This window comes from Sphaerospermopsis torques-reginae ITEP-024 (genome assembly GCF_019598945.1).
Taxonomy (GTDB): domain Bacteria; phylum Cyanobacteriota; class Cyanobacteriia; order Cyanobacteriales; family Nostocaceae; genus Sphaerospermopsis.
In genome coordinates this window covers 4,113,879-4,137,947 of sequence record NZ_CP080598.1, presented here as the reverse complement: position 1 = coordinate 4,137,947, position 24,069 = coordinate 4,113,879, and the positions used below count along the sequence as shown (strand labels likewise).

Sequence of the window (24,069 nt, the reverse complement as noted above, 5' to 3'; positions counted from 1 at the left end):
TTTTCATTTATTTCTCTGAACCAGGTAAAATCATCAACGGTGCTGCATTTTCACCGGATGTATTTGGTGAAGTAGTAGTTGGTGAATTTGGGTTTGGTTGTTGCTGACTTTGCAGAAGTTTTTGTTGTCTGGCTTTAAACGCTGCTGCTGCGTCATTTAGCTGTTGATTTTGTTGTTCAGAATTCCAGTTGAGAGTGCCGAAATTTGCCTGATGAATCAGGTTAAACATATTGAAATCTGAACCATTACCGAACATTGAATTGCTATTTTTATCAGTCTCCAAAGTAGCAAAAGGTTGATTTGGATCAGCTAAACTCGGTTGTGCTACTAGGAAGGAAGCGAAACTAATTCCTGCGAAAGTGGCAACTAAGATTTTTGGAACTGGTAAAAATGGTTTTTTCATGAGATTTCCCCTCACATTTTGCCAATTTAATCATGCTTCTATATTAAGCCAGTGTCTTGCGTAGTTGGGGTTGAATGCTGAGTAAAGCCACTACAGCAAATCCCAGTAATACTAACAATGCTCCCCCAAAAGTAACATCACCCCAGAAAGCGTGCATGACGACATCACTTAATCCCCAATTACTGTTTAGATATAAGTAGCGTATGGGTTCAATAGCATAGCTGAGGGGGTTGAGGGTAGCGATCGCCTGTAACCATCCTGGCATAAAGGATAATGGTGCTAAAGCTGTGCTGGCAAATAATAAAGGTAGGTTAGTAACGAAAATTACCGCTATCAATTCAATGTGTCCTGGTAATGCAAAAGCTAAACCCAGGGAAATAGCGGTGACACCTAAAGCCAGTAGAAATACTATGAGAGCGATCGCACCTAAACCAGCCGCATCCGGTAAACCTGCACCTAAAAACGCCGCTGCACCCACAATTACAGCCGCTTGCAGTAAACTTTGGCTAATAATAAAGATAGCAGAAGCAAACACAATTGAGAAACGAGAAGCCAAAGGTGCAACCAGTAAACGGTTTAAAAAGCCAAATTCCCTGTCAAACATCACAGGTAAACCAGCATTCAACGCCCCAGCAAAAGCGGTAAATACAATTACACCAGCCGCTAAAAATTGTCCGTAATTTGTCGTACTACCAAATAAACCCTTGGGAGCATTTTGGAATAATGCACCAAACAACACCAACCACATCACCGGTTGAATAATCCCTGCTGCTAAAGTAGAAGGACGGCGTTGTAATTGAATAAATAGACGACGGGTTAAAGCTAGGGTTTCTTGGACGATTTCACCAAAGAAGTTAGGTGTAGTTTCTGTAACTACGGTTGGTGAGTTTAGCCAATTGATATCTGTCTTCATAGGGATTTTCAGATTAGATATACAGTAGATATACAGGGTGTAAAATTAAAGAGTCCAAATTATAAACATTTTTGCACTTGGGAATTAGCCCAGAATGACAATAATATTTATAATTCTTAATATTACATTATATCAAAAAGTGATGTTAAATAATGTTGACATTGATGAGGATTTAGCTATGGATATCCATTTACTCAACGTGGTTACGCCTTAAAAGAAGAAGAGTATGAAAATTAATTACATCAATACCCGCAAAATTCTCATCTTGTTTCATAATAGATAGCAGTGCAAAAACAAAATAATTTAAATGGAAGAATTTAGGATCAGAAGTCACTTAATTCTTACCTACATTGTTTATTTTGGATTCTGACTGATTACCGTCCAACCAATATCAATATAGTGGTAAACTGCAAATGAATGAAACTCAACTTTCCCTACATACTCAATTAACACAAATGATTAGCGGTTATTGGGTAGCTCAAGGTATCTCCACTGCTGCTAAATTAGGCATTGCTGATATTTTGCAACAAGGTGAGCAAACCTGTCAAGAATTAGCTGAAAGTACAAAAAGTGATCCTAGTGCTTTATATCGTCTCATGAGGGCTTTAGCAAGTATCGGTATTTTTCAAGAAACAGATAATCAAAACTTTATCCTCACTCCTTTAGCTGAATATTTATGTAGTGATCATCCGCAATCAGTCAAAGCAACTGCTATTATGCTAGGAGATGCACCCCATTATCAACCTTGGGGGAAAATGTTTTATAGTGTGAAAACCGGAAAACCAGCATTTGATCATCATTTTGGGATGGGTGTATTTGAATATTTTAAATCCCACCCTCAAGATGCTGAAATTTTTGAGCAAAGCATGAATTCTTTTTCTTTAGTCGAGGAAACAGCTATCCTCGATGTTTATGATTTTTCCCCCTTTAAAACCTTGGTAGATGTGGGTGGAGGATATGGAGAAATGTTAGGTAAGTTTTTACAACAATATCCCCATCTTCAAGGTATTCTGTTTGATGAAGAATATGTAATTTCTCATTGTCAACCAACATTAGAAAAACATGATATAGTTAGTCGTTGTCAACCTGTGAGTGGTAGTTTTTTTGAATCAGTTCCATCAGGAGGAGATGTTTATCTTTTAAAGCATATTGTTCATGACTGGGATGATGAAAGAGCAATTAAAATTCTGCAAAATTGTCGAAATGCTATGGATGAGCATAGTAAAATATTGGTTTTAGAAATGATTGTTGAACCTGGTAATATTCCTAGTGCTGCAAAAATGTTAGATTTGAATATGTTGGTGATGTGTCCTGGTGGTAAAGAAAGAACAGCAGCAGAGTTTCACGAATTATTTACGAAAGCTGGTTTAAAATTAACTCAGATTATTCGTACTGCTGATGATATTTGTATCATTGAAGGTTGTAAATAAACTCTCTAAAAATCTCTTACCTTTGTGTACTTTGCACGCCAGTTGCTACAAGTCGGCAGAGCCGCCCAACGCACTGGCTCGTCTTTGCGGTTCAATTAAATTAAGTCTGGGATAATTTTCTATTGTTAGATAAAACGAAACTTTCATCAATCTGCAAATCTAAATTTTTCAGTTAAACCTCATCTCATCCTTTAGCACGACTCCCGACAACGCTAAAATAGTACCCTAAAGCAAAATCATCAAAATGATAATATGACCACAGCTACACCCGTAAAAACAGAATACGAAGCAATTATTGGTTTAGAAACCCATTGTCAACTTTCTACAAACACCAAAATCTTTTCTAGCAGTTCCACCGCTTTTGGTGCAGATCCCAACACCAATATTGACCCGGTGTGTATGGGTTTACCAGGAGTTTTACCCGTACTTAATGCCAAAGTTCTAGAATATGCAGTCAAAGCAGGTTTAGCGTTAAATTGTCAAATCGCTAAATATAGTAAATTTGACCGTAAACAGTATTTTTATCCTGATTTACCGAAAAACTATCAAATTTCTCAATATGACTTACCCATAGCTGAACATGGTTGGTTAGAAATAGAAATGGTAGATGATGCGGGAAACCCCACCCGTAAACGCATCGGTATTACTCGTCTGCACATGGAAGAGGATGCAGGAAAACTTGTACACGCAGGAAGCGATCGCCTAGCAGGTTCTAGTTATTCTCTGGTAGACTATAACCGCGCTGGTGTCCCTTTGGTGGAAATTGTTTCTGAACCAGACCTGAGAACAGGCCAAGAAGCTGCGGAATATGCCCAAGAACTACGTCGCATTATGCGTTATCTTGGTGTCAGTGATGGCAATATGCAAGAAGGGTCTCTGCGTTGTGATGTGAATATTTCCGTCCGTCCTGTAGGACAAGAAAAGTTTGGTACAAAGGTGGAAATTAAAAATATGAACTCCTTTAGTGCCATTCAAAAAGCGATAGACTATGAAATTGAGCGTCAAATAGCCGCTATTGAAGCAGGGGAAAAAATAATTCAAGAAACCCGACTTTGGGAAGAAGGTTCACAACGTACTAGCAGTATGCGGGTTAAAGAAGGTTCTAGCGATTATCGTTATTTTCCTGAACCTGATTTAGCGCCTATTGAGGTTTCTGATACACAGTTAAAAAATTGGAAAAGCGAATTACCAGAATTACCTGCACAAAAACGCCATCGTTATGAAAACGAGTTGGGTCTTTCTGCCTATGATACCAGGGTTTTAACAGAAGATAGTTCTGTCGCTGGATACTTTGAAAGTGCTATAAACGCTGGTGCAAATCCCAAAGCTGCTGCAAACTGGATCACCCAAGATATAGCAGCCTACTTAAACAAACAAAAACTCACCATTTCCGAAATTAAACTGAAACCGGAAAGTCTGGCAGATGTAATTACCAGAATTGAAAATGGTAAGATTAGCAACGCCCAAGCAAAAGAAAAGCTAGTAGATTTACTGAACGAATTAGAACCAGAAAAAGCCTTTGCAGGTCAGGAATTAATCAGCGATCCGGCTGTTTTAGGACAAATAATAGATGAAATCATTGCGGCAAATCCGCAACAAGTAGAACAATACCGGGGAGGAAAAACCAACCTCAAAGGTTTCTTTGTGGGACAAGTGCTGAAAAAGACCAACAAACGTGCTGAACCTAAACTGACTAACGAGTTAGTCGAAAAGAAACTGAACGGAAATTAGTATATTAGGAGTTCAGGAGTTCAGGAGTTCAGGATAATAACAATAAATTTCTTCCCTGTTCCCTGTTCCCTGTTCCCTATTCCCTATTCCCTATTTGTTAAATTTCCTCAAAAAAATCTCAAAAAGGGGTTTCACCCCTCACGGTAAAAATGTTATACTGTGATAAGTAGATGCACCCTGATGATTTGGAGAGCTATGTTAATGGCTCTCTTTTTTAGTTTGATTCTAGGTGACAGGTGACAAGTGACAGTGCTGAAAAGAATGTGAATTTCTTGCTTCTACAGATATGTTTTAGTTTTATGTTAGTGTAATTTTGGTTTTAATCTGTTTAGTATTCAATATTTATAGTAATTCCCATTCAAGTGAGGTACAAGCAATAATAATGGAACGCAGATAGACGCAGATAAACGCAGATGATTTTGTACCTCATGAGACTAGGAAACGCTATATCTATAAAAAAGAACCGCAGAGGACGCAGAGAACGCAGAGAGAGGAAGTAGGTTTGTTTTCTGATATTTTTTGATTGGTAAGACCTGATTACAGATAAACTCACAATAAAGATCAATTCAATACTGACTGATAGTTTATTGATGGTAGCAAACCGTCTGATCTATTGGTTTCATCAATCCAAAATCTAAAATCTAAAATCCAAAATTATGGCAGACTGGAAAGAAATTACAGGTGGTGTGACAGCAGCAAGGGGATATCGTGCAGCAGGTATTAAAGCTGGTTTGAAACCTTCGGGATTGCCGGATTTAGCGTTAATATTATCAGATGTGGATGCGATCGCGGCTGGTGTATTTACCACAAGTCATGTGAAAGCCGCTTGTGTAGATTATTGTCGTCAACGTTTACAAAGCAAGCATACCACTAGAGCTATACTGTGTAATGCCGGTCAAGCTAACGCCGCTACAGGAAGTCAAGGTGTCAAAGATGCGTTAGAAAGTGCAGACTTATTAGCGAAAGAGTTGAACATTTCCCCAGAATCAATTTTACTCGCTTCCACTGGGGTAATAGGTCAAAGAATTAAAATGGATGCTTTGCGAAATGGGATACCTAAGTTAGTTGCAGAACTTTCCGAAACTGGATCGGATGCTGCTGCCGGAGCTATTATAACCACAGATTTAGTCACAAAATCCATTGCTTTAGAAACAACTATACATGACCGACCGGTGCGAATTGGTGGTATTGCTAAAGGTTCGGGGATGATTCATCCTAATATGGCCACCATGTTAGCTTTTGTTACCTGTGATGCAGCGGTGTCATCTACATTATGGCAACAAATGTTAACACGGGCTGCTGATAGAAGTTTTAATTCGATTACAGTTGATGGAGATACCAGCACCAATGATAGTTTAATAGCCTTAGCTAACGGTGCATCTCGTACTCCTGCTATTACCGAACCCGGACCAGAAGCGGAAAAATTAGAAGCAATGTTAACCGCAGTGTGCCAACATTTAGCCAAGGCGATCGCCCGTGACGGAGAAGGTGCAACTTGTTTAATAGAAGTGCAAGTCAGTGGTGCAAACGACGAAACCGCAGCGCGACAAATAGCCAAAACCATTGCTGGATCATCCTTAGTTAAATCTGCAATCTTTGGACGAGATCCCAACTGGGGAAGGATCGCCGGTGCTGCTGGCCGTGCAGGAGTACCCTTTGAACAAGATAACCTGAAAATTAAAATCGGCGATTTTGTACTCATGGAAAATGGGCAACCTTTACCTTTTGATAAAGCTGCTGTTAATGCTTATTTGAAACAAACGTCCGCAGGTGCTTATCTCAAAGAAGACACAGTATTAATTGCCGTTAGTGTAGGTCATGGCCACGGAACAGGTACAGCTTGGGGTTGTGATTTGAGTTATGACTACGTGAAAATTAACGCCGAATATACAACTTAGAGTTTGCTGGAAAAGTCTTTTCGTGAGGATAGGTGACTGGGGATTGGTGATTGGGGACTGGGAACTGGGGACTGGGAACTGGGGACTGGGGACTGGTGATTGGGCATTGGGGGTTGGGGGGATCAATCAGTGTCATTGATGACAATAAAAAACTTTTGAAACAACCTCTAAATTAAAAACCCATAAATTAAAAACCCATGAATAATCAACAAAATATTCCCACCGGCTACCTACGCAAAATCCATCATATTGCTTTAAACGTTGCGGATATGCAAGCATCACGCCATTTTTATGGACATATTTTAGGATTACACGAACTCACAGGAGAAGAAGTTCCCGAAACATTAAAACAACTCGTTGCTGAAGGAAAAGTTGCTAATTTCATCACCCCAGATGGAACAATATTAGACTTATTTGGAGAACCAGAATTATTACCACCAGACCCTGACCCCAGTAAATCCTTTACTAGAGCATATCATTTAGCATTTGATATTGATCCCCAATTATTTGATCAAGCTGTATCCGTGATCAGGGAAAATAATTTAGTCATAGCTTATGGACCCCTTACCCGTCCTACAGGTAGAGGGGTGTACTTTTATGACCCCGATGGGTTTATGATAGAAATTCGTTGTGATCCTCATTAAATAGAAACATGGAAAAAGTTTTAAAATTTATCAACGATGTCATTACAAATCCACCTATTCCCCATGAACCCCATAAACAATCTTTAAAAAATTGGTCAATGTATTGTTTACGGGATAGAGGTTTAATTGTTGTTTATGCCCAAAAAGGTGATTTTGCTGTAGAATTAAAAGGAGGAGAAAAGTTGTATTTTAAAGTTACGAATAATGCAGTTGATTTGGATGATAATATCAATTGGATAGTTTGGGATAGTGCAGCTAAAAAAGCTAGTTTGATTCCGCAAATGTTATAAGTTACAGTAGGTTGGGTTAAGCGACAGCGCAACCCAACAAATTATTTATATTTTTCAGAAACTTCTTTTTAACGTTCGCGAAGCGTGGCGTTAGCCATACCACGAAGACACGAAGAAACGAAGGGAAGAAAGAGAAGAGAGAAAAGAGAGAAAAGAGAGAGATTTTTTTTAATTATATCAAAACTCTTGCGTTCTTCCCCTGTTACTCTGCGTCTCTGCGTGAAATAAAAAAATCATGGTTTAGCAAATACCAGAAAATGCTGCTGCGGTAATGTATTTTTCGTTTCTTGATAAACTAAACCCACTGCTTGCATTTCTTTTTTCACTTGTTTCTGTGTCATTTTGTGCAAACCTTTAATCATAATAAAGGGGTTTTCTCCCCGATATTCGACTAACACGACTCTCCCACCTGGTTTTAATGCTTTAACAATTTCTGTCATGACTTCTTGGGGATATGCTAACTCATGATAAGCATCTACAAAGATTGCTAAATCTATGCTTTCTGGTGGTAAGTTAGGGTTAGTTTCTGTTGCTAAAATTGGTTCTACATTATGGATATTTTTCTCTTGTTTAAAATAGTCAATTATCTCCAACATTTGCGGTTGAACATCAACTGCTAAAACCTTTCCTTGGGTTAATAATGGTGCTATTAAAAAGCTTACATATCCCGTACCAGCACCAATATCTGCAACTACATCATCAGGTTTTAAGTTGAGAAGTGGGACTATTTGACTGGGTTTTTCTTCTGTTTCTCTGCTAGGTCTTTCTAACCAACCAGCACCTGTATAACCCATTACTTGAGCAATTTCCCGACCCATGTAGTATTTACCGATACCATCAGGACTGTGATTTTGTCGCTGTTCGTAAACGGGTAACGCTGCTGCGGGAAGGTTGGAGAAAGTTAGTAATATTCCCCAACCGAGAAAAAGAATGAGTATTAAATGACAATAGGTTCTAATTGGCGATCGCACCATTTTCCCTCTACTTGCTCTGTAACTAATGGTGTAATAATAAACTTAGCCGGAAAACCGTCTTTCACATCAACCCGCAAGCAGGAATAAGGTTTTTTCCTTTCTAAACCGTAACCACTGCGTCCCACATACAGCAGAGACTCAGCGACTTTCTGAGTATAATTACTATTACCATCGGTAAAAGTTTCTACTAATTCTGTTCCTTCTTGTCGTTGCCGACGGGGACGGCGACCACTGCCACCACAAACTATATAATTAATGTGTGAATCGGCATATCCTGTATCCACCGTCCGCAGATATTCCAAACAGTGCGCGTGGCCATTGAAAACCACATCCACAAGCGGTCTACCTTGATTTATATTACCTAAAGCAGCCGCAACTTGCTCAAAAACTCCCCGCAACCGATGACGTACAGCTAAGGTTTGTCCCTGATGCCATTTGGTAGCTTCTGTTACATAGGGAGGATGATGGAAAAATATCACCCGTCCCCGCACTTCTGAATTTTGCCAAGATGCAATTAATCTATCTTTTAACCAGTCAAGTTGCTCAAAATCCACATCTGCACTGGTGTGAATTTCTAATTGTTTTTCAATGTCAAGTTTGACTTCGTTGAGTTGGTCTACCTTAGCACCTAAATCAGCTAATTGTTCTGATTCTTCGGGATTTTCAGAGTTGAGTTTATCACATTCTGCCAAAATTTCTAACTCTTCTTGTTCCAACTTTTGACGACGCTGTAACAACTCCCTGCGAATATCTCCCGCTTGGTTTTCTGGTAACGGTTCTGGAGTATTAAAAGTATTAGAATCCAGGGCAAAAAAATCAATTCCCCCATAATTAAAAGTATAATACCTATTAGGTAAACGGGTAAAATTTCCCGGTTGATAACGCAAACATCGCCCCGTATTACTTTTGGCAGTGTAATATTTATCTAAATGAGATTCTAATTCATGGGGAGAAATAGCGGCTAAATAATCTATAAAAGCCCTTGTATAAGCATCTCCTTGATTTGAACCATGCCAACCAATTTCAATATCTTTGTAACGCAACATTCGCCGTAAAGGTAAAGTCGAACCAGTGATTAAACGATAAACCAAAGGCACATCATAATAGTCATGATTACCTAAAACTGGCAAAATTGGCAACTTAAAAACCATTTGGTCATAAGCAATATTTTCGGGGTTTTCACCACCTACCAAAAATTCCCGATAAGGTTCAATAAAATTAGGCGGATAATACTCACGAGAACCCACCACATAAACAACATCACCAGTATGCAAAATAAAACGGCAATCATCACTATGATTTAACATCATTTCGGCAACTTGACGCTGAGGATGAGAACCATAATGAGACTTAGTACCGCTATCACCGATGACCATAAAGGAGAAATTTTGATTTTTCTCCCTGCCATTATCATCTAAAATCATCGAGGTTTGGTCAATTCCTCGTTGCTGAATACTGGGATGCTGCGATCGCACCCTTTGGTTCATTTTTTGGATTTTTACCGGAACTGATGGTTCAGAAATCAATTTCATAGCTGAAATTAGCTAACGTCTCTACTAAATACCTTAACTTACCAACTGAATTACTCCCCACTGTCCATTTGTCAACCACTTAGGGTCTACTGTTGCTAATTCCTGTAAAACTTCTGCTTTCAGACCTGCGGCAACCTCTGATTTTAATGTGCGTAAAGCTACCATCGGTGCAGGTAAATAAGCAACTATATCGGCAAAATTTGTAGTATAATCCCAGTGTACATCTCCTAACAACCGCCGATAATTAGCATCACCTTTAACAACTATTAAATTCGATTTTCCTAGTTCATCTTTCAGTGATTGGGGAATTTGCCAAAATGGTAAAGGTGAAGTCCAAAAATAATTTTCTGTTAAAATCAATTTTCCTGAATCCAGATTTTTACTTAATCTTTGCACAAATGATTTAACATCAGGATGGCTACCTGCTGCTAAAAAATCTCTAGTTGCATAGACATCCTTAATCATTGCATCTGAGACAAAAGTGGGATGGGGTTTCAAATGTAAATAAACCTGATTTGCAAAACCACTACCTAAGAGAAAATCAACTAAACATAAATCACAAATTAACTCAAAACCTGCATTATCAATGACAAAATCAATGCGGTTATTTTCTGACTTAGTTAATAGCTTAGTAACTGCAAATGAATCATCTATCAAAATATTATTTAATTGAGTTTGAATATCAAAATTGCTTCTGTTATCTTCAAAAGCAGACCATAAACTCAAATCAACTCTATTTCCCCATAATGCGAAATACAATAAAGCAATGAGAGAAGATTTACTAGGTTTACCTGCTTTTTTTGATTCATTTAACCATTGCTGTACTTGAGTACATAAAGAAATAATCGCATCAATGGAAGCTTCTAAACCTTGTTCTTTTTGTGATAAAAATGGATCAACACCTTGCCATTTCCCTGGTTGAAAGTAATTAGTAATATTGAGAATAAGACGATAAAAATAAGTTTCCGCAAAAAACCAAGGTACATCTACCCAACGTTGATTTATATAAGGTTCTAAATATTTCTCCCAGTTATGAAAATCTGCACCTGTGTCATTTTTTAAATGTTGTAAATATCCGTTGGGAAGTTCTGCTGCTAATTTTTCCAAGCTTTGATTTATCTCAGTGGGAAATTTATTTTCTTTAATGACACGACGTGCAATATTTGGCATTCTTTGAGTTACTGTAAACTCAGTAAAAGAACCAACTTCAGAACCTAAAAGCGGTAATGGTAAGGGTAAATTAGGAAGTTGAAAATTATTCATTATAAATATATATTTTTCACTTTGTAGTCATTCTCAGAGGTTGTTTGAAAAGTCATGATTGATGTATCAAATATTTTTTACCCCTCCCTAACCCTCCCCTTGTTAAGCGAAGGGAACTTTATGTTCGTGTTCCCTTGATAAGGGGAGATTAAGGGGGGGTAAAAATGTGATTAAAATCACGGAATACCACTTTTAAAACATCCTCTCAACCTAATTTATCAGAAATACTAGATTTTGTATAGATTAATTATTTATTCATCAACACTTTTCTGAAAATCAACCTGTTCATATAAATCCTGAAAATCAATTTGAAAATCTAGATTTTGCAGTGTTAAAGTATCTGATTCAGATTCCAATTCTGTAAATATCCATTTCCCATCATCTGTTTTTACATAGTGCATGACATGATATTGATATTGATTGATTAAAATATATTCTTTAAATTCAGGAATTGAGCGATAATAAAGAAATTTATCACTTTGGTCATAATTGCTTGTGGATTTAGATAAAACTTCAGCAATTAATAAAGGATTCATCACAGTAGTTGTATTTGCATTTTGATAAATAGGTTCACCTTCAATTACCATCACATCAGAGTAAGTATATTGACGATAACGGGGTATCCACAACCTGACATCACCAATATAAACATCATAATTTTGCTTTTTTAATCCGTATTTTAAAGCCGCAGCAAAATTTAAAGCAATTTTATTATGATTTGTTGTTCCTCCAGCCATAGCTATAATTTCTCCATCACGGTATTCATTTTTATATTCTGCTTTTTCTTCCAGTTCTAGATATTCTTCTGGTGTATAGGTTCGGGTTTGTGTTTGCATAAGATATAATATTGTTAACTATAATTCAAGTATAACAAGATTATCCAAATATTTTGAAAACATAGCATATTTAAAGTAGATTTATTTACAAATTTTTATCAAAAATAGTTAAATATTCTAACTTCATGTTTGGAAAGATCGATATTAAATGTAAAATTAATCCAATGTCAGAAACTGTAAAAAGCTGACACAGAAACCCAGATACCTGAATACTTACATCTCAAAAATCTTAACCATCCATGAATCTCTCCGAAATTCCCCTCATTGAACAACACGCCCACAACATATTAAAATCAGAAGTAGCTGTAAATTATCCATTTGCAGCCGCTTTTACAGAAGGTTATGATCCAGAAATCATTAATTATCACGCCAAACATACCTTATTTTATCGCCGCAGTTTACGAGAAATTGCTACATTATTAAACTGTGAACCCAAAGAAACAGCAATTTTAGCACATCGGCAAAATTTAGGACTAGAAAATTTAACCAGAATATATTTTGACGCTGCTAACTTAGAAGCAATATATTTAGATGATGGCTTAACACCAGAAAATATATTACCAATTTCCTGGCATCAACAATTTACCACAGTCAAAAGAATTTTACGCTTAGAATTATTAGCCGAAAAACTACTTTCACAAATTGACGAATTTCACACTTTTGTTAATGCTTTTATCAAAGAAATTGATCCGCCATCTCCTGATATTGTCGCTTTCAAAAGTATAGCTTGTTATCGTAGTGGTTTAGATATTCGACCAGTTGCACCTGCGGTAGCTGCTGTGCATTTTTACGATTTAAAAAAGCAACATAAAAAAAATGATCTGCCTTTACGATTAAATGATAAACAATTAATAGATTTTATTTTACAACAAACTTTGATAATTGCTGCTAAATATAAAATACCTGTACAACTACACACAGGTTTAGGTGATCCAGATTTAGATTTAAGATTAGCAAATCCTTTAAATTTACGATATTTGATAGAATGTCCTCAATATAAAAACGCGCCTTTAGTTTTACTTCATGCTTCCTATCCTTACATGAGAGAAGCGGGATATTTAGCATCAATGTATCCCCAAGTTTATTTAGATTTTGGTTTAGCAGTTCCTTTTTTAAGTGTATCAGGAATGCGAAATACAATTAGGCAACTTTTGGAATTAATACCCACAACTAAATTAATGTATTCCTCTGATGCTCATTCTATCCCAGAATTGTATTATTTAGGTGCAAAATGGGGTCGTCAATTGTTAGGTAAAGTGTTAGATGAGGCAATTAAAGATACAGATATTACTGTTAAAGAAGCGGAAGAAATAGCATTGGCAATTTTACGAGAGAATGCTTTAAGTTTGTATGGGAGGAGGTTAAAAGGGGAGTAAAAGATTATAATAGTAATATGTTGGTAAAATTATACTGTTAAGCAGTTTGCATTTAATCCTATGAACTTTCCTTTACAAATACAACAAGAGATAGAAAAATTGGCAGGTAGTCAGGGAATATCAACTGAGCAATTTATTTTGCAAGCAGTTACCGAAAAAATTGATGCCTTGACTCAAAAAAAGGTTAAAGCATGTGAAGTAGTTTCTTCTAATCTAGCAAAGGTATATCGAAAAGATGGGATTTTGGTTGTAGATGCAGAATTACCAGAAAACTTTGATGTTAATACCTTCATAGATGAGTTGAGAGAAGAACGCATTGGGGATCAGATGGGTTTATGAAAGTTTTGTTTGATACATCTGTCTTAGTAGCTGCATTCGTTATCAGTCACCCCAAGCATTCTGTATGTTTTTCATGGTTGAAGTCAGCAGAATCTAGAAAAATTCAAGGCTTTATTTCGACTCACAGTTTAGCGGAAACTTATTCTGTAATCACCCGCTTACCTATTCAACCACGTCTTACTCCCGAACAAGCTCAACAAATAATATTAGATATTTCTCAGTATCTTGAAGCTATTCCATTACTATCTAATGATTATCAAACAGCGATCGCACAAATGGCACATTTAAACCTTCCTGGTGGTGGTATTTTTGATGCGTTAATCGCTCAAGCTGCTATCAAAGCAAAAGTAGATGTTCTCCTAACACTTAATCCCAATCATTTTAATCGTTTGGGAGATGAGTTAGCAAAGCTTGTGCAAGTTCCTGAGTAAGTAAAGTAATTATTTAATAACGAGGTAAAAATTATGGTGACAGTTTCAATTAAAGATGAATATATAGAAGTTTTATCAGCACTGGGAGATTTACAAGAGTCAATGGATTTAGCACTTAAACAATATACTCTTGATAAAATTTCCTTAAAAATTGCTGAACTTCGTCAACGAGATGTTAAATATCAAGAAAAATATCAGCTTGATTATGCTACCTTTTGTCAGAAAATATATGAAGATGAAGAATTTATCAAACAAATAGAAAATTCAGTCAGTAAAACATGGGAGATTGATTTAGCTGATTGGGAGTTTTTTCATAGAGGAGTTGAAGATTGGATACAAAAATTACAGACTATTTTGCTTATAACTCTATCAGACTTGGTATAATTAGCAAATATCATGTTATAATAACTCAAAATTATACATTTAAACACGGGACGGGGCTTCACCAATGAATTTACGTAAATTTCAGTCACGATGGTTCACTGAAAATGAGGATGAATCTCTCGAAGACTTGTGGGTAGCAGACTTGACTGATGAGATGCAGTTTCTGGAAAGCCTGAAATACTGGCGTGTTGGTACGGACAATTTTAATCACATTTATTTAGTCAGTCTCGATTCGGATTATCAGGTTAGCTTTTTTGATTTTATTTGCTTAACGGATAGGATTTTTAGCATATACAGATGGACTACACCAGAAGCTTTTTATGAACTTGTAGGATTGGTATTATGTTTATCATCAATACAAAAAAAGTATATATTACATAAGCAAGACCCTGCACGTATTCCCTTGATATCAGAATTACCACAAGAGTTATTAGACGAATTATTACTTGTACATAAAAAGTTATTAAAATTGTCTGAAAAAAAATTATCTGAGAAGAAAAGATCCACCGATTGATATATATATATGATGGCATCCAACCACAATTATTTGAAATAAACACCTATATTTGTGACAGAGTAAAAATTAAATGTATAACTTAACAGAGACACAAAAAATAATAGCAAAGTGGCTAGTCCAAAGTGTTAGAGATAAGAAACTAGAAGAAGAATTTACAATATACTGGATCGAAACATTTGAAACATCATCCCCTCAAGCAGTATTGTTCGACTGGAGGGGAACTAAGGATGAACTTAAAGAAGTAGATTTGAGTCAGGGTGCTTTAAATGCGCTAAATGCCAATGATTTACTATACATTGAAAATATCTCTAAAAACTGGAAATGTACTCTAACAGGAAAAATTTATGAAGCCGTAGATAAAGACTTTAACGCTCCAGATACATCATTTCTAAAGTACCTAAGTCCCTTGACTGATATCAGTGGGTTTGATAAAGAGTTAAAACAAAGATGTTTACCTATTTTAAGTGCTGGAGGATTCAGATCCTATGTTGTGGGATTCTGCTGTAAGAACAGCAGGAGTAATTTTAGAAGAAAGGTTACGTGATGTGGGTTCTATATCTGACCCTAATAAAACAGGTCGTAACCTTGTCAATGATGTATTTGGAAATAATGGAACTTTAGCATTAAAATTTACTGTCTCTTCAGAGAGAGATGGTTATCGAGAACTATATTCTGGTGTTGTAGGTGCTTTCCGAAATCCATCTGCTCATCGTTTAATTGATCCTTCTCCAGAGGAAGGAGGTGCTTTCATAATTTTTGTAAACCTTTTATTAGCAAAACTTGAGGCTCTTAGATAACTTAAAAATAAGATCAATTATCTAACGAGTTAATAAAATTTAAGTACATTTACCTCTTCAAAAACTTCTGCCGCATCTTCACCACAAAACTATTAACCTCCGGTATTCTCATCATCCCCGCAATCACAGAAAATACAAAAATTCCCACCGCACCAGAAACACACAACTCAATTATTAAAATAACTAAACCCTGATTCCCCAACACCTGCTGACAACCCACCAAAGTCCCATAACTCGCAACACCAGCAACCACACTACCCGCAGTTAAACCGAAAATTGGTAAACTCCATTCCCGCAAAGGTAAACCATTTAATTTGCGATTTAATAACCACAATAACATCAACATTGAACTACAATTTACACCCACTGTAGCTAACACTAAACCAGGCGCCCCAAAAGGTTTAACCAAAATAAAATCTAAAACCGCATTCAATAAAATATTAAAAGTGCTAATTTTAAAAGGTGTTTGTCCATCACCTAAAGCATAAAACACCCTCACCAAAACATCACGCCCTAAATAAACAAACATCCCAATTCCATAGGCAATTAATAAGGAGGAAACTAACTCAGTTGCTTCTTGTTTAAATGCTCCCCGTTGATAAACTACCTGGACAATTGGCTTAGATAAAGCTATCATTAATGCCCCTAAAGGTAGCATTGTCACCGCAGTTAATAACAGTCCTTGACGAATGCGTAATTTTAAATCTGGCCAGTTTTCTGGTTCTGCTAATTTGGCAAATATCGGTAATAAAGGCAGTAAAATAATATTAGAAATAATTCCTAATGGAGTTTGTACTAATAAATTAGCATAGTTAAAACCTGCGGCTGCGCCTTTAATGGGACTGGCAAAAAATAAATCTGTTGCCACATTTATCGGCATCATTCCCGAAGAAATTGTTGCCGGAGTCATGATTTTAATTACTTCTTGAACTGCGGGAGATTTAAAATCAAATCTCAGTTTTAATGTTCCTAAACCTAAACGCCATTGTACAATCAATTGTACTGCCCATTGCAAAATTGCACCGGCTAAAGTACCAATTGCTAAAACTATTCCTCCAATAAATGCAAATTCTGGCTGAATTATTTCCTTGCCATATTGTAAAGCTAAAATACCAATACCAATAACAACGGTAACGCTAGATAATAAAGGACTAATTGATAATAACCAATATTGATTTGCTGCATTGAGAGTACCGAACCCAATGCCAATTAAACCGGAAAATAACGCCATTGGGGACATTATTTGTAATTGACGAATGGCAATTTCTCTGGTTTTAGCATCTAAACCATAACCAACAATATCTATTAAAGGTTCTGCTAAGAAAATCTGAGCAACTGTGACTATTAACAACAACCCACCCACTAAGGTTGTGACTGTTTCTACTAAAGGTGCTGCTTCTTCTTTTTTCCGCTTGGCTAAAACACTGACAATGGCACTATGTAAAGGACCATTGACACCACCGAGTAATATTAATAAAAAACCAGGGATAATATAGGCGTAACTGTAAGCAGTAGCAGCAGCACCCACACCAAAAGCAGCTGCGATCGCCTGTTGTCTAATTAAACCAAATACTTTACTAATTAACGTTGCTGCGGCAACTATACCAGCAATACCAGCAAAGGAACGAGAGGGTTTTTGATCTTGTTGTTCAGTCACGAATATCAGTTATCAATTATTAATTAAAATAATATACTTTGAGTTTACATAATTAGAACGGGCAAGATGCCCATCCCACAAAATGTTTATTTTTTAATAATCAGCAGGTTCAATTTTCAACAGATGATTACTGTCACCTGTCACCTACCTACACCCCAAACTATCCCGTGTAGCCACACCAGTTACAGGGTTAACACCTTCAGCCCGTTCACATAATAATGAAACCTGATAACGATCAATCAAAGCGTCTGTAAAATCAGCCCCAGTGATATCCGCATCATAAAAGCGGCTACGGGTTAAAGTCGCTTCTGTGAAAATAGCGTTCTTTAGATTAGCACCATCTAGCGTCACACGATCAACTAACGCACCAGTTAAATTAGCATCTTGTAAATTGGCTTTTAATAACACACCTTTAGTTAACATGGCATTAGTTAAATTTGCTCCTTGAAAATTTGCCCCGCGCATTTCCGCAGCTACGAAATTGACTCCTGATAAATCCGTGTTAGAGAAATCACGATTTTCTAAAGAAGCATTGTTATAGTTAATGGTATTGATTTGCCCGAAAGCAGGTTTAGGATTAATCATTATCCACAACCAAGCTAACAGCAAAATCAACAGTAAACTTAATATTCTCAACAAACTTTTTTTCATAATTTTAATAATCGTTATTTGTAGTTATGTGTAGGGGTTTAGCATTGCTAAACCCTTACCGTCTCATTTATGTTTTACCAATCACCAATCACCAGTTACCAATCACCAATCCTTATTTCCAATCTTTCCCAATGCGAATAGTCAAATCAGCACCTAAATCACCTTGAGCAGAAACTTCAACTTGGCCTAATCCTAGAATTTCTTGCAGTTCCGCCCCTGTTTGGGGATTTCCTTTCTGGGAAATGATCTGAGTTTGCCGCAAAGTATCAGGCCAATCGGGAATTGTGTAAATATTAGTAAAACCTTTGGATTTGAGATAGCTAATAACTTGTTCCGTTAATTGAGGTTGATTGGAAGCATTTTGAATAGCAATTTTGAGGCGAGAAACTGGACGGGAATCTGATTTTAAACCAGGTATATCCACCCCAACATAATCATTCAATAAGCTTTGTTGTCCAGTCAAATTCAACCAGTAACTATCTGGGTCTTTACTAAACTTACTAAACGTACCAGGTAGCATGGCCATTTGGAAATTATCCCGTTCTACATTCACAGAAAAATTCGCCAAAGCCATCATTTCTTCCATTTTCAGGTTAGTGTCAAAATACTTCCGCATAATGCGAGTAATTTGGGGCAACCTGGGTAAAACGGTGGGACTATTTAAACGCTGAACCAAAGCGGTTATTAGTGCTTGTTGTCGTTGCACCCTGGGCAGATCCCCTACATTTGATTCCCGAAAACGAGCAAAAAGTTCTGCTTGTTCACCGTTAAGAGTTTGCCAACCGTTAACCAAATTCATCGACAAACCACCAGCATTGTCTTGATAATTCATCGTTTGGGGTACAAATACATCTACCCCACCCAATTGATCAACTAATTGCCGCAAACCGCTAGTAGAAATGCGAATATAGCGATCTATGGGAGCATTGCTTAAAGTCCGACTAACTACCCGTGCAGCTAATACTGGACCACCTTTAGCATTTGCTTCTGAAACCTTGGTTAATCCCTCATCTGGGAGGGCGATCATTGTCCCTCTGGGGATGGAAAGCACACGAATAGATTTATCACTAGGATTTAACCGAATTAATAACATCGTATCGCTGCTACCAGCAAAACTTTCTGGAGAACCGTCAACAGTACCCTTCACTGGTTCAATGCCCATGACTAAAATATTCATGGGTTTTGATAGTTGGTACTGAGAAAGTTTATTCCATAAATCCCCAGGTACTTTTACCTGATCTTTACTGGTAGTAGATCCAAAATCATCATCTTTGGCTTGCTCTAAATTACTCCAGAGGGGAGTCCATAACGCCAAAGTTGACACCAATAAACCTGATAAAATAATACCAATAACAAAAGTTAATATCCACAATAGCCAGCGGGGCATTGTTAACCCTAAGCGATCGTAGAGTTCATTAGGGATAGCACCTACTGACTCAACGACTTGACGTGGATTATTTATTGACTGTGTTACCGGCTGTTTTGGTTGAACCTCTGTCCCTGATCCTGGTACTGGGGTAGGTATGACCTGATTTTCTACCCTTTGAAATTGTTGCGGTTGTGCCTCTTGATCTAAAGCTGTTGTTTGTTGAGGTATAACTTGATTTTTGGACCATTGAACTTGTTTTATCACAATTGTCTCCCCACTCAACCACTCCCTAAAGGTATGTTAATGCAAGCTACAAATTCTTGTTGCTAGAGTTAGAGCTATCTATGCAGATTTTAGATTTTAGATTGTTGATTTTTAGATTTTGTTTTTCTCATTACCCTCGCATTTTCCACTAAGTTATAAATCCAAAATTCCCCAACACTCAGATTGATCAGTGAAGATTATCCCAAATTGAATGAATGTACACTTAATATTGTTAAGCAGTAAGTGTATATAACAACATGAGTCATTCATTGATCCCTGTTATTTTGGCAGGTGGTAAAGGTGAGCGTTTTTGGCCTCTTAGTCGCCGGGACAGACCTAAGCAATTTTTAAGTCTCGATGGCAGTTCTCGAAGCCTACTACAAGCCACCGCTGATCGACTGCTAACACTCGCAGGTGGTTGGGATCACCTGTGGGTGATTACTTCTAGTCAAATAGCTCAAGGGGTACGACAACAACTACCCGATCTGCCAGAGCAAAATTTGCTGATTGAATCAGAGGGTAGGGATACAGCCGCCGCCGTTGCTTGGACAAGTTTGGAAATTAACAAGCGTTACGGAGAAGACGCTGTTATTGGCTTTTTTCCCGCTGATCACTGGATTGCTGATCAAAAGGTATTTGCAAATACCTTGAGTGCTGCTACCCAGTTAGCGACTAACACAGCAGCGATTGTCACTTTGGGGATCAAGCCTACTTTCCCCTCCACCGGTTACGGCTACATTGAACAAGGTGAAAAGATTGGTAGCTTTAATGAGTTGCCAGCTTATCACGTTCACCGCTTTACTGAAAAGCCCAACCGGGAAACGGCTGAGAATTTTTTAGCAACGGGACGGTTTAGCTGGAATAGCGGTATGTTCGTGTTTCGGGCTGGGGTGGTTCTCAAAGAACTGCATACCCATGCCCCAGAAATTATCCAACCTCTAGAACAACAAGGACCTGATGTTTACCCTCAGTTGCCTAAGAAAAGTATAGATTATGCGCTGATGGAAAAGACAAGTCTAGCATACGTTTTACCGGTGGAGTTTGGTTGGGATGATTTAGGTGATTGGAATGCGATCGAACGTCTACTGAAAAAAGACGATAATCCTAATGTTGAATTAGCTACCCATGTAGGGCTAGACACCCAAGGGGCTATTGTTTATGCTTCTAATCCAGATGATGTGGTTGTTACTATTGGGTTAGAGGATGTGGTGATTGTGCGCGATCGCAATGTTACCCTAATAGTAAACAAGGAACGCACTCAAGAAATTAAACAGATCCTCAAAACCCTGCAAAGTGATCCCCGGTTTACTGACTTGCTGTAAAAGTTAAAACTGTTGGTAGATACCCACAATCATTGTTTTTAATTATAACTGGTGATTGGGGATTGGGGACTCTTGACTGGTGACTGGGTAATCAATTTTATGTTTTATAATCACCAATTACCAATTACCAATTACCAATCACCAATTACCAATCACCAATTACCAATCACCAATTACCAATTACCAATTACCAAAATGTTCTTAACCCAAACTGTGCCTCGACAACGGGAAATTATTGAAGTATTCCTTCGCAATGGTTGGGACTATATGCGAAGGTTGTTGACTGGTGGTAAAACCGATGAACCTCAACTACCTACACCTGCGGTATTAAAAAATGTTTTGGTGGATTTGGGTCCGGTTTATGTCAAACTCGGTCAGCTTCTTTCTACCCGTCCAGATTTATTAAGTGCTGCTTATATTGAAGAACTATCAACCCTGCAAGATGAAGTACCCGCAGTTCCTTGGAGTGAAGTTGAAGTTGTGATCCGCAAACAGTTAAAACGCCCACTGGAAGAAACTTTCCAAACTATTAATCATATACCAGTAGCAGCGGGATCAATTGCCCAAACTCATCGCGCTACTCTCAAAGATGGAAGGGAAGTTGCTTTGAAGGTTCAAAGACCAGGAATTGATGTCACCACTGCCCAAGATATATCCTTAATTCAAGGTATTGCGGATTTGGTGGCGAGAACTGATTTTGGACAAATTTATGACATCAAATCTATTGCGGAAGAATTTACTAAAGCTTTAGAAGCTGAATTAGATTTTACAAGAGAAGCCGGTTATACAGACCAACTGCGGCGTAATTTATCCCAAGGTCGTTGGTATGATCCAACGCAAATTGTAGTTGCAGAAATTTATTGGCATTTGACTACAGAAAAATTATTAGTGATGGAATGGTTGGATGGTGTTCCGCTGTTAACAGCAGATTTAAATCCCGAAAATGCTCAAGATTCTATTGTTAAAAGAAAAGGAATCACTACTTTATTATTTAGAATCTTTTTTCAACAATTATATATTGATGGCTTTTTTCATGCTGATCCCCATCCTGGCAATTTATTTTATCTGACGGATGGGCGTGTTGCTCTTTTAGATTGTGGCATGGTGGGTAGACTTGATCCCCGCACTCAACAAATTCTTACAGAAATGTTATTAGCAATTGTTGATTTGGATGCTCAAAGGTGCGCTCAGTTAACTTTGCAACTTTCTGATTCTGCTCAACCTGTGATTTTATCTCGCTTAGAAAATGATTATGATCGAATGTTACGAAAGTATTATAATGTCAGTTTAACTGAGATCAATTTCAGTCAAATAATCTATGAAATTTTACAGGTTGCTCGTAATAATAAAATTCGCTTACCCAGTAATATGGGTTTATATGCCAAAACTTTAGCAAATTTAGAAGGGGTAGCACGTACCTTTAACCCAGAAGTTAATTTATTTGATGAAATTCAACCATTAATTACTGATTTGTTTCGTCGTCAGTTATTAGGAGATAGTCCTGTTCGTTCCCTTTTACGGACTGCTTTAGATATTAAAAGTCTCTCTTTACAATCTCCCCGGCAAATTGAACTATTATTAGACAGAGTAACATCAGAAACTCTACAATGGAATTTATCATTAAGAGGATTAGACGGTGTGCGCCGCACAATGGATGATGCAGCCAACCGTCTTTCTTTTAGTATTTTAGTAGGTTCTCTGATCATGGGAGCAGCTATTATTTCTAGTAAAGCTCAAACTTCTCAATTATCTTTTCTGAGCAGCTTGTTATTTGCTGCTGCTAGTTTATTAGGTTTATGGTTAATTATTAGTATTTTACGTTCAGGCCGTTTAAAGTAATTTATCTAAAGTGAGCGACATCGGACTGAAAATTGTGAATTTTTTAGGACTTACGCAAAAACTCTCCGACACTCCTATTCCTCAGTCCAGTCAGACCCCAAATTGAATAGACTCAAGTGTACTTTATTAGACTGGGAAACGCTATATTAGTAGTATGCAGCAACCAAAAAGCCGAAAGAATACAATATATAAAATACAAGGAAATAATTTTTTATGTCAATAATTATAGCAGAAAACCTTTGTAAATCCTATCCAGTCGCCATTAAAGAGCCTGGAATTATTGGGACAATTAACCACTTTTTCCGTCGTAAATATCGTAATATTAACGCGGTTCAAGATGTTACCTTTACCATCGAACCAGGGGAAGTAGTCGGTTTTTTAGGACCTAATGGCGCAGGTAAAACCACAACTTTAAAAATGCTCACCGGTTTAATTCATCCTTCTAGTGGAAAAGTCAAAGTTGCGGGTTTAACTCCCTTTCATCGTCAAGAAGCATTCCTACAAAAAATCACCCTAGTCATGGGACAAAAACAGCAATTATTGTGGGACTTACCAGCAATAGATTCCTTAAAAATTAATGCCGCAGTTTACAACATTTCTGATAAAGAATTTCATCGTCGAGTTGGTGAGTTAACAGAAATGTTATCACTAGGAGGTAAACTAAATCAACCCGTCAGAAAACTTTCATTAGGTGAAAGAATGAAAGCAGAATTGTTAGCTGCACTTTTACATCGTCCCCAAGTTTTATTTTTAGACGAACCAACTTTAGGACTAGATGTAAATGCTCAAGTAGGAGTGCGTGACTTTTTACGAGAATATAATCAACTTTATCAAGCCACAGTATTATTAACTAGCCATTACATGGCAGATATTACCGCTTTATGTCAAAGAGTGCTACTAATTCATCAAGGAAAATTAATGTATGATGGTAGCTTAGATGGACTCTTAGAAAAATTCGCACCCTATCGAGAAATTGATGTAGAATTATCCCAACCATTACCAGCAGAAAAATTAACTCCTTATGGTGATATTCAACTTTTAGAAGGGAGAAAAGTTAAATTTATAGTTGAAAGAGAAGCACTGACTCGCACCGTTTCACAAATTTTAGCTGATTTAGAAATCATTGATTTAACAGTCACAGAACCACCAGTAGAAGAAGTCATTGGTAGAGTTTTTCAAGCAGGTGTTGTTTAATAGCTGACAGGTGCT

Annotated in this window: 24 protein-coding genes; 15 read left to right on the top strand and 9 right to left on the bottom strand. The window is 37.3% G+C overall.

What is annotated here, in order from left to right; genetic code table 11:
- Positions 1–7: 7 nt before the first annotated feature.
- Positions 8–403, bottom strand: coding sequence for a hypothetical protein (locus tag K2F26_RS19265; protein ID WP_194051203.1), 396 nt, complete (start codon positions 401–403; stop codon positions 8–10).
- Positions 404–446: 43 nt separating this feature from the next.
- Positions 447–1,316: an ABC transporter permease gene (locus K2F26_RS19260; protein WP_220609082.1), complete on the bottom strand. Its 870-nt coding sequence runs from the start codon at positions 1,314–1,316 to the stop codon at positions 447–449.
- Between the two features lie 413 nt (positions 1,317–1,729).
- Here K2F26_RS19260 and K2F26_RS19255 point away from each other — a divergent pair, with 413 nt between their 5' ends.
- The 5 genes from K2F26_RS19255 (at position 1,730) to K2F26_RS19235 (ending at position 7,309) form a co-directional block, all read left to right on the top strand.
- Positions 1,730–2,746, top strand: coding sequence for a methyltransferase (locus K2F26_RS19255; RefSeq protein ID WP_220609081.1), 1,017 nt, complete (start codon positions 1,730–1,732; stop codon positions 2,744–2,746).
- A 252-nt stretch (positions 2,747–2,998) separates the two neighbouring features.
- A complete protein-coding gene (gene gatB / locus K2F26_RS19250; protein WP_220609080.1) occupies positions 2,999–4,477 on the top strand; it encodes an Asp-tRNA(Asn)/Glu-tRNA(Gln) amidotransferase subunit GatB in 1,479 nt (492 codons plus the stop codon).
- Between the two features lie 656 nt (positions 4,478–5,133).
- Complete coding sequence (gene argJ, locus K2F26_RS19245; protein ID WP_220609079.1) at positions 5,134–6,375, top strand: bifunctional ornithine acetyltransferase/N-acetylglutamate synthase; 1,242 nt, start codon at positions 5,134–5,136, stop codon at positions 6,373–6,375.
- 197 nt (positions 6,376–6,572) lie between these two features.
- Positions 6,573–7,019, top strand: coding sequence for a VOC family protein (locus K2F26_RS19240; RefSeq protein WP_220609078.1), 447 nt, complete (start codon positions 6,573–6,575; stop codon positions 7,017–7,019).
- Positions 7,020–7,027: 8 nt separating this feature from the next.
- On the top strand, positions 7,028–7,309 hold the full coding sequence (locus tag K2F26_RS19235) for a hypothetical protein (protein WP_220609077.1): 282 nt from the start codon (positions 7,028–7,030) through the stop codon (positions 7,307–7,309).
- A 233-nt stretch (positions 7,310–7,542) separates the two neighbouring features.
- Here the strand turns inward: K2F26_RS19235 and K2F26_RS19230 are convergent, their stop codons facing one another.
- The 4 genes from K2F26_RS19230 to K2F26_RS19215 form a co-directional block, all read right to left on the bottom strand.
- A complete protein-coding gene (locus K2F26_RS19230; protein WP_220609076.1) occupies positions 7,543–8,283 on the bottom strand; it encodes a class I SAM-dependent methyltransferase in 741 nt (246 codons plus the stop codon).
- Complete coding sequence (locus K2F26_RS19225; protein ID WP_220609075.1) at positions 8,247–9,815, bottom strand: metallophosphoesterase family protein; 1,569 nt, start codon at positions 9,813–9,815, stop codon at positions 8,247–8,249. The genes K2F26_RS19230 and K2F26_RS19225 overlap by 37 nt, the downstream gene beginning before the upstream one ends.
- Before the next feature lie 33 nt (positions 9,816–9,848).
- Positions 9,849–11,078: a damage-control phosphatase ARMT1 family protein gene (locus K2F26_RS19220; protein WP_220609074.1), complete on the bottom strand. Its 1,230-nt coding sequence runs from the start codon at positions 11,076–11,078 to the stop codon at positions 9,849–9,851.
- Between the two features lie 251 nt (positions 11,079–11,329).
- Positions 11,330–11,914, bottom strand: coding sequence for a Uma2 family endonuclease (locus K2F26_RS19215; RefSeq protein WP_220609073.1), 585 nt, complete (start codon positions 11,912–11,914; stop codon positions 11,330–11,332).
- Between the two features lie 239 nt (positions 11,915–12,153).
- Here K2F26_RS19215 and K2F26_RS19210 point away from each other — a divergent pair, with 239 nt between their 5' ends.
- From K2F26_RS19210 to K2F26_RS19180, 7 genes are all read left to right on the top strand, one after another.
- Positions 12,154–13,290: an amidohydrolase family protein gene (locus K2F26_RS19210; protein ID WP_220609072.1), complete on the top strand. Its 1,137-nt coding sequence runs from the start codon at positions 12,154–12,156 to the stop codon at positions 13,288–13,290.
- Positions 13,291–13,350: 60 nt separating this feature from the next.
- Positions 13,351–13,629 (top strand): hypothetical protein, encoded by a 279-nt coding sequence (locus K2F26_RS19205; protein ID WP_220609071.1) that lies wholly within the window; start codon positions 13,351–13,353, stop codon positions 13,627–13,629.
- A complete protein-coding gene (locus tag K2F26_RS19200; protein WP_220609070.1) occupies positions 13,626–14,060 on the top strand; it encodes a type II toxin-antitoxin system VapC family toxin in 435 nt (144 codons plus the stop codon). The genes K2F26_RS19205 and K2F26_RS19200 overlap by 4 nt, the downstream gene beginning before the upstream one ends.
- A gap of 33 nt (positions 14,061–14,093) precedes the next feature.
- Complete coding sequence (locus K2F26_RS19195; RefSeq protein WP_220609069.1) at positions 14,094–14,444, top strand: hypothetical protein; 351 nt, start codon at positions 14,094–14,096, stop codon at positions 14,442–14,444.
- Positions 14,445–14,508: 64 nt separating this feature from the next.
- Positions 14,509–14,958, top strand: coding sequence for a hypothetical protein (locus K2F26_RS19190; RefSeq protein ID WP_220609068.1), 450 nt, complete (start codon positions 14,509–14,511; stop codon positions 14,956–14,958).
- 73 nt (positions 14,959–15,031) lie between these two features.
- Entirely contained in the window at positions 15,032–15,505 is a 474-nt protein-coding gene (locus tag K2F26_RS19185) for a hypothetical protein (RefSeq protein ID WP_220609067.1), read from the top strand.
- Positions 15,447–15,758, top strand: a complete 312-nt coding sequence (locus tag K2F26_RS19180) for a TIGR02391 family protein (RefSeq protein ID WP_220609066.1) — start codon at positions 15,447–15,449, stop codon at positions 15,756–15,758. Before K2F26_RS19185 ends, K2F26_RS19180 begins: the two co-directional genes overlap by 59 nt.
- A gap of 49 nt (positions 15,759–15,807) precedes the next feature.
- Here K2F26_RS19180 and murJ read toward each other — a convergent pair whose 3' ends face one another.
- The 3 genes from murJ to K2F26_RS19165 form a co-directional block, all read right to left on the bottom strand.
- Positions 15,808–17,415, bottom strand: coding sequence for a murein biosynthesis integral membrane protein MurJ (gene murJ, locus K2F26_RS19175; RefSeq protein WP_220609065.1), 1,608 nt, complete (start codon positions 17,413–17,415; stop codon positions 15,808–15,810).
- Between the two features lie 144 nt (positions 17,416–17,559).
- Positions 17,560–18,066 carry a pentapeptide repeat-containing protein gene (locus K2F26_RS19170; protein WP_220609064.1) on the bottom strand — a complete coding sequence of 169 codons (507 nt, stop codon included), beginning with the start codon at positions 18,064–18,066 and terminating at the stop codon, positions 17,560–17,562.
- Between the two features lie 112 nt (positions 18,067–18,178).
- Entirely contained in the window at positions 18,179–19,699 is a 1,521-nt protein-coding gene (locus K2F26_RS19165; RefSeq protein WP_220609063.1) for an LCP family protein, read from the bottom strand.
- 257 nt (positions 19,700–19,956) lie between these two features.
- On the opposite strand from K2F26_RS19165, the gene K2F26_RS19160 reads away from it, so the two are divergent.
- The 3 genes from K2F26_RS19160 to K2F26_RS19150 all read left to right on the top strand — a co-directional run bounded on the left by K2F26_RS19160 (position 19,957) and on the right by K2F26_RS19150 (position 24,054).
- Entirely contained in the window at positions 19,957–21,021 is a 1,065-nt protein-coding gene (locus K2F26_RS19160; RefSeq protein ID WP_220609062.1) for a mannose-1-phosphate guanylyltransferase, read from the top strand.
- A gap of 195 nt (positions 21,022–21,216) precedes the next feature.
- Positions 21,217–22,860 (top strand): ABC1 kinase family protein, encoded by a 1,644-nt coding sequence (locus K2F26_RS19155; RefSeq protein WP_220611955.1) that lies wholly within the window; start codon positions 21,217–21,219, stop codon positions 22,858–22,860.
- A gap of 213 nt (positions 22,861–23,073) precedes the next feature.
- Positions 23,074–24,054, top strand: coding sequence for an ABC transporter ATP-binding protein (locus K2F26_RS19150; protein WP_220609061.1), 981 nt, complete (start codon positions 23,074–23,076; stop codon positions 24,052–24,054).
- Positions 24,055–24,069: the final 15 nt, after the last annotated feature.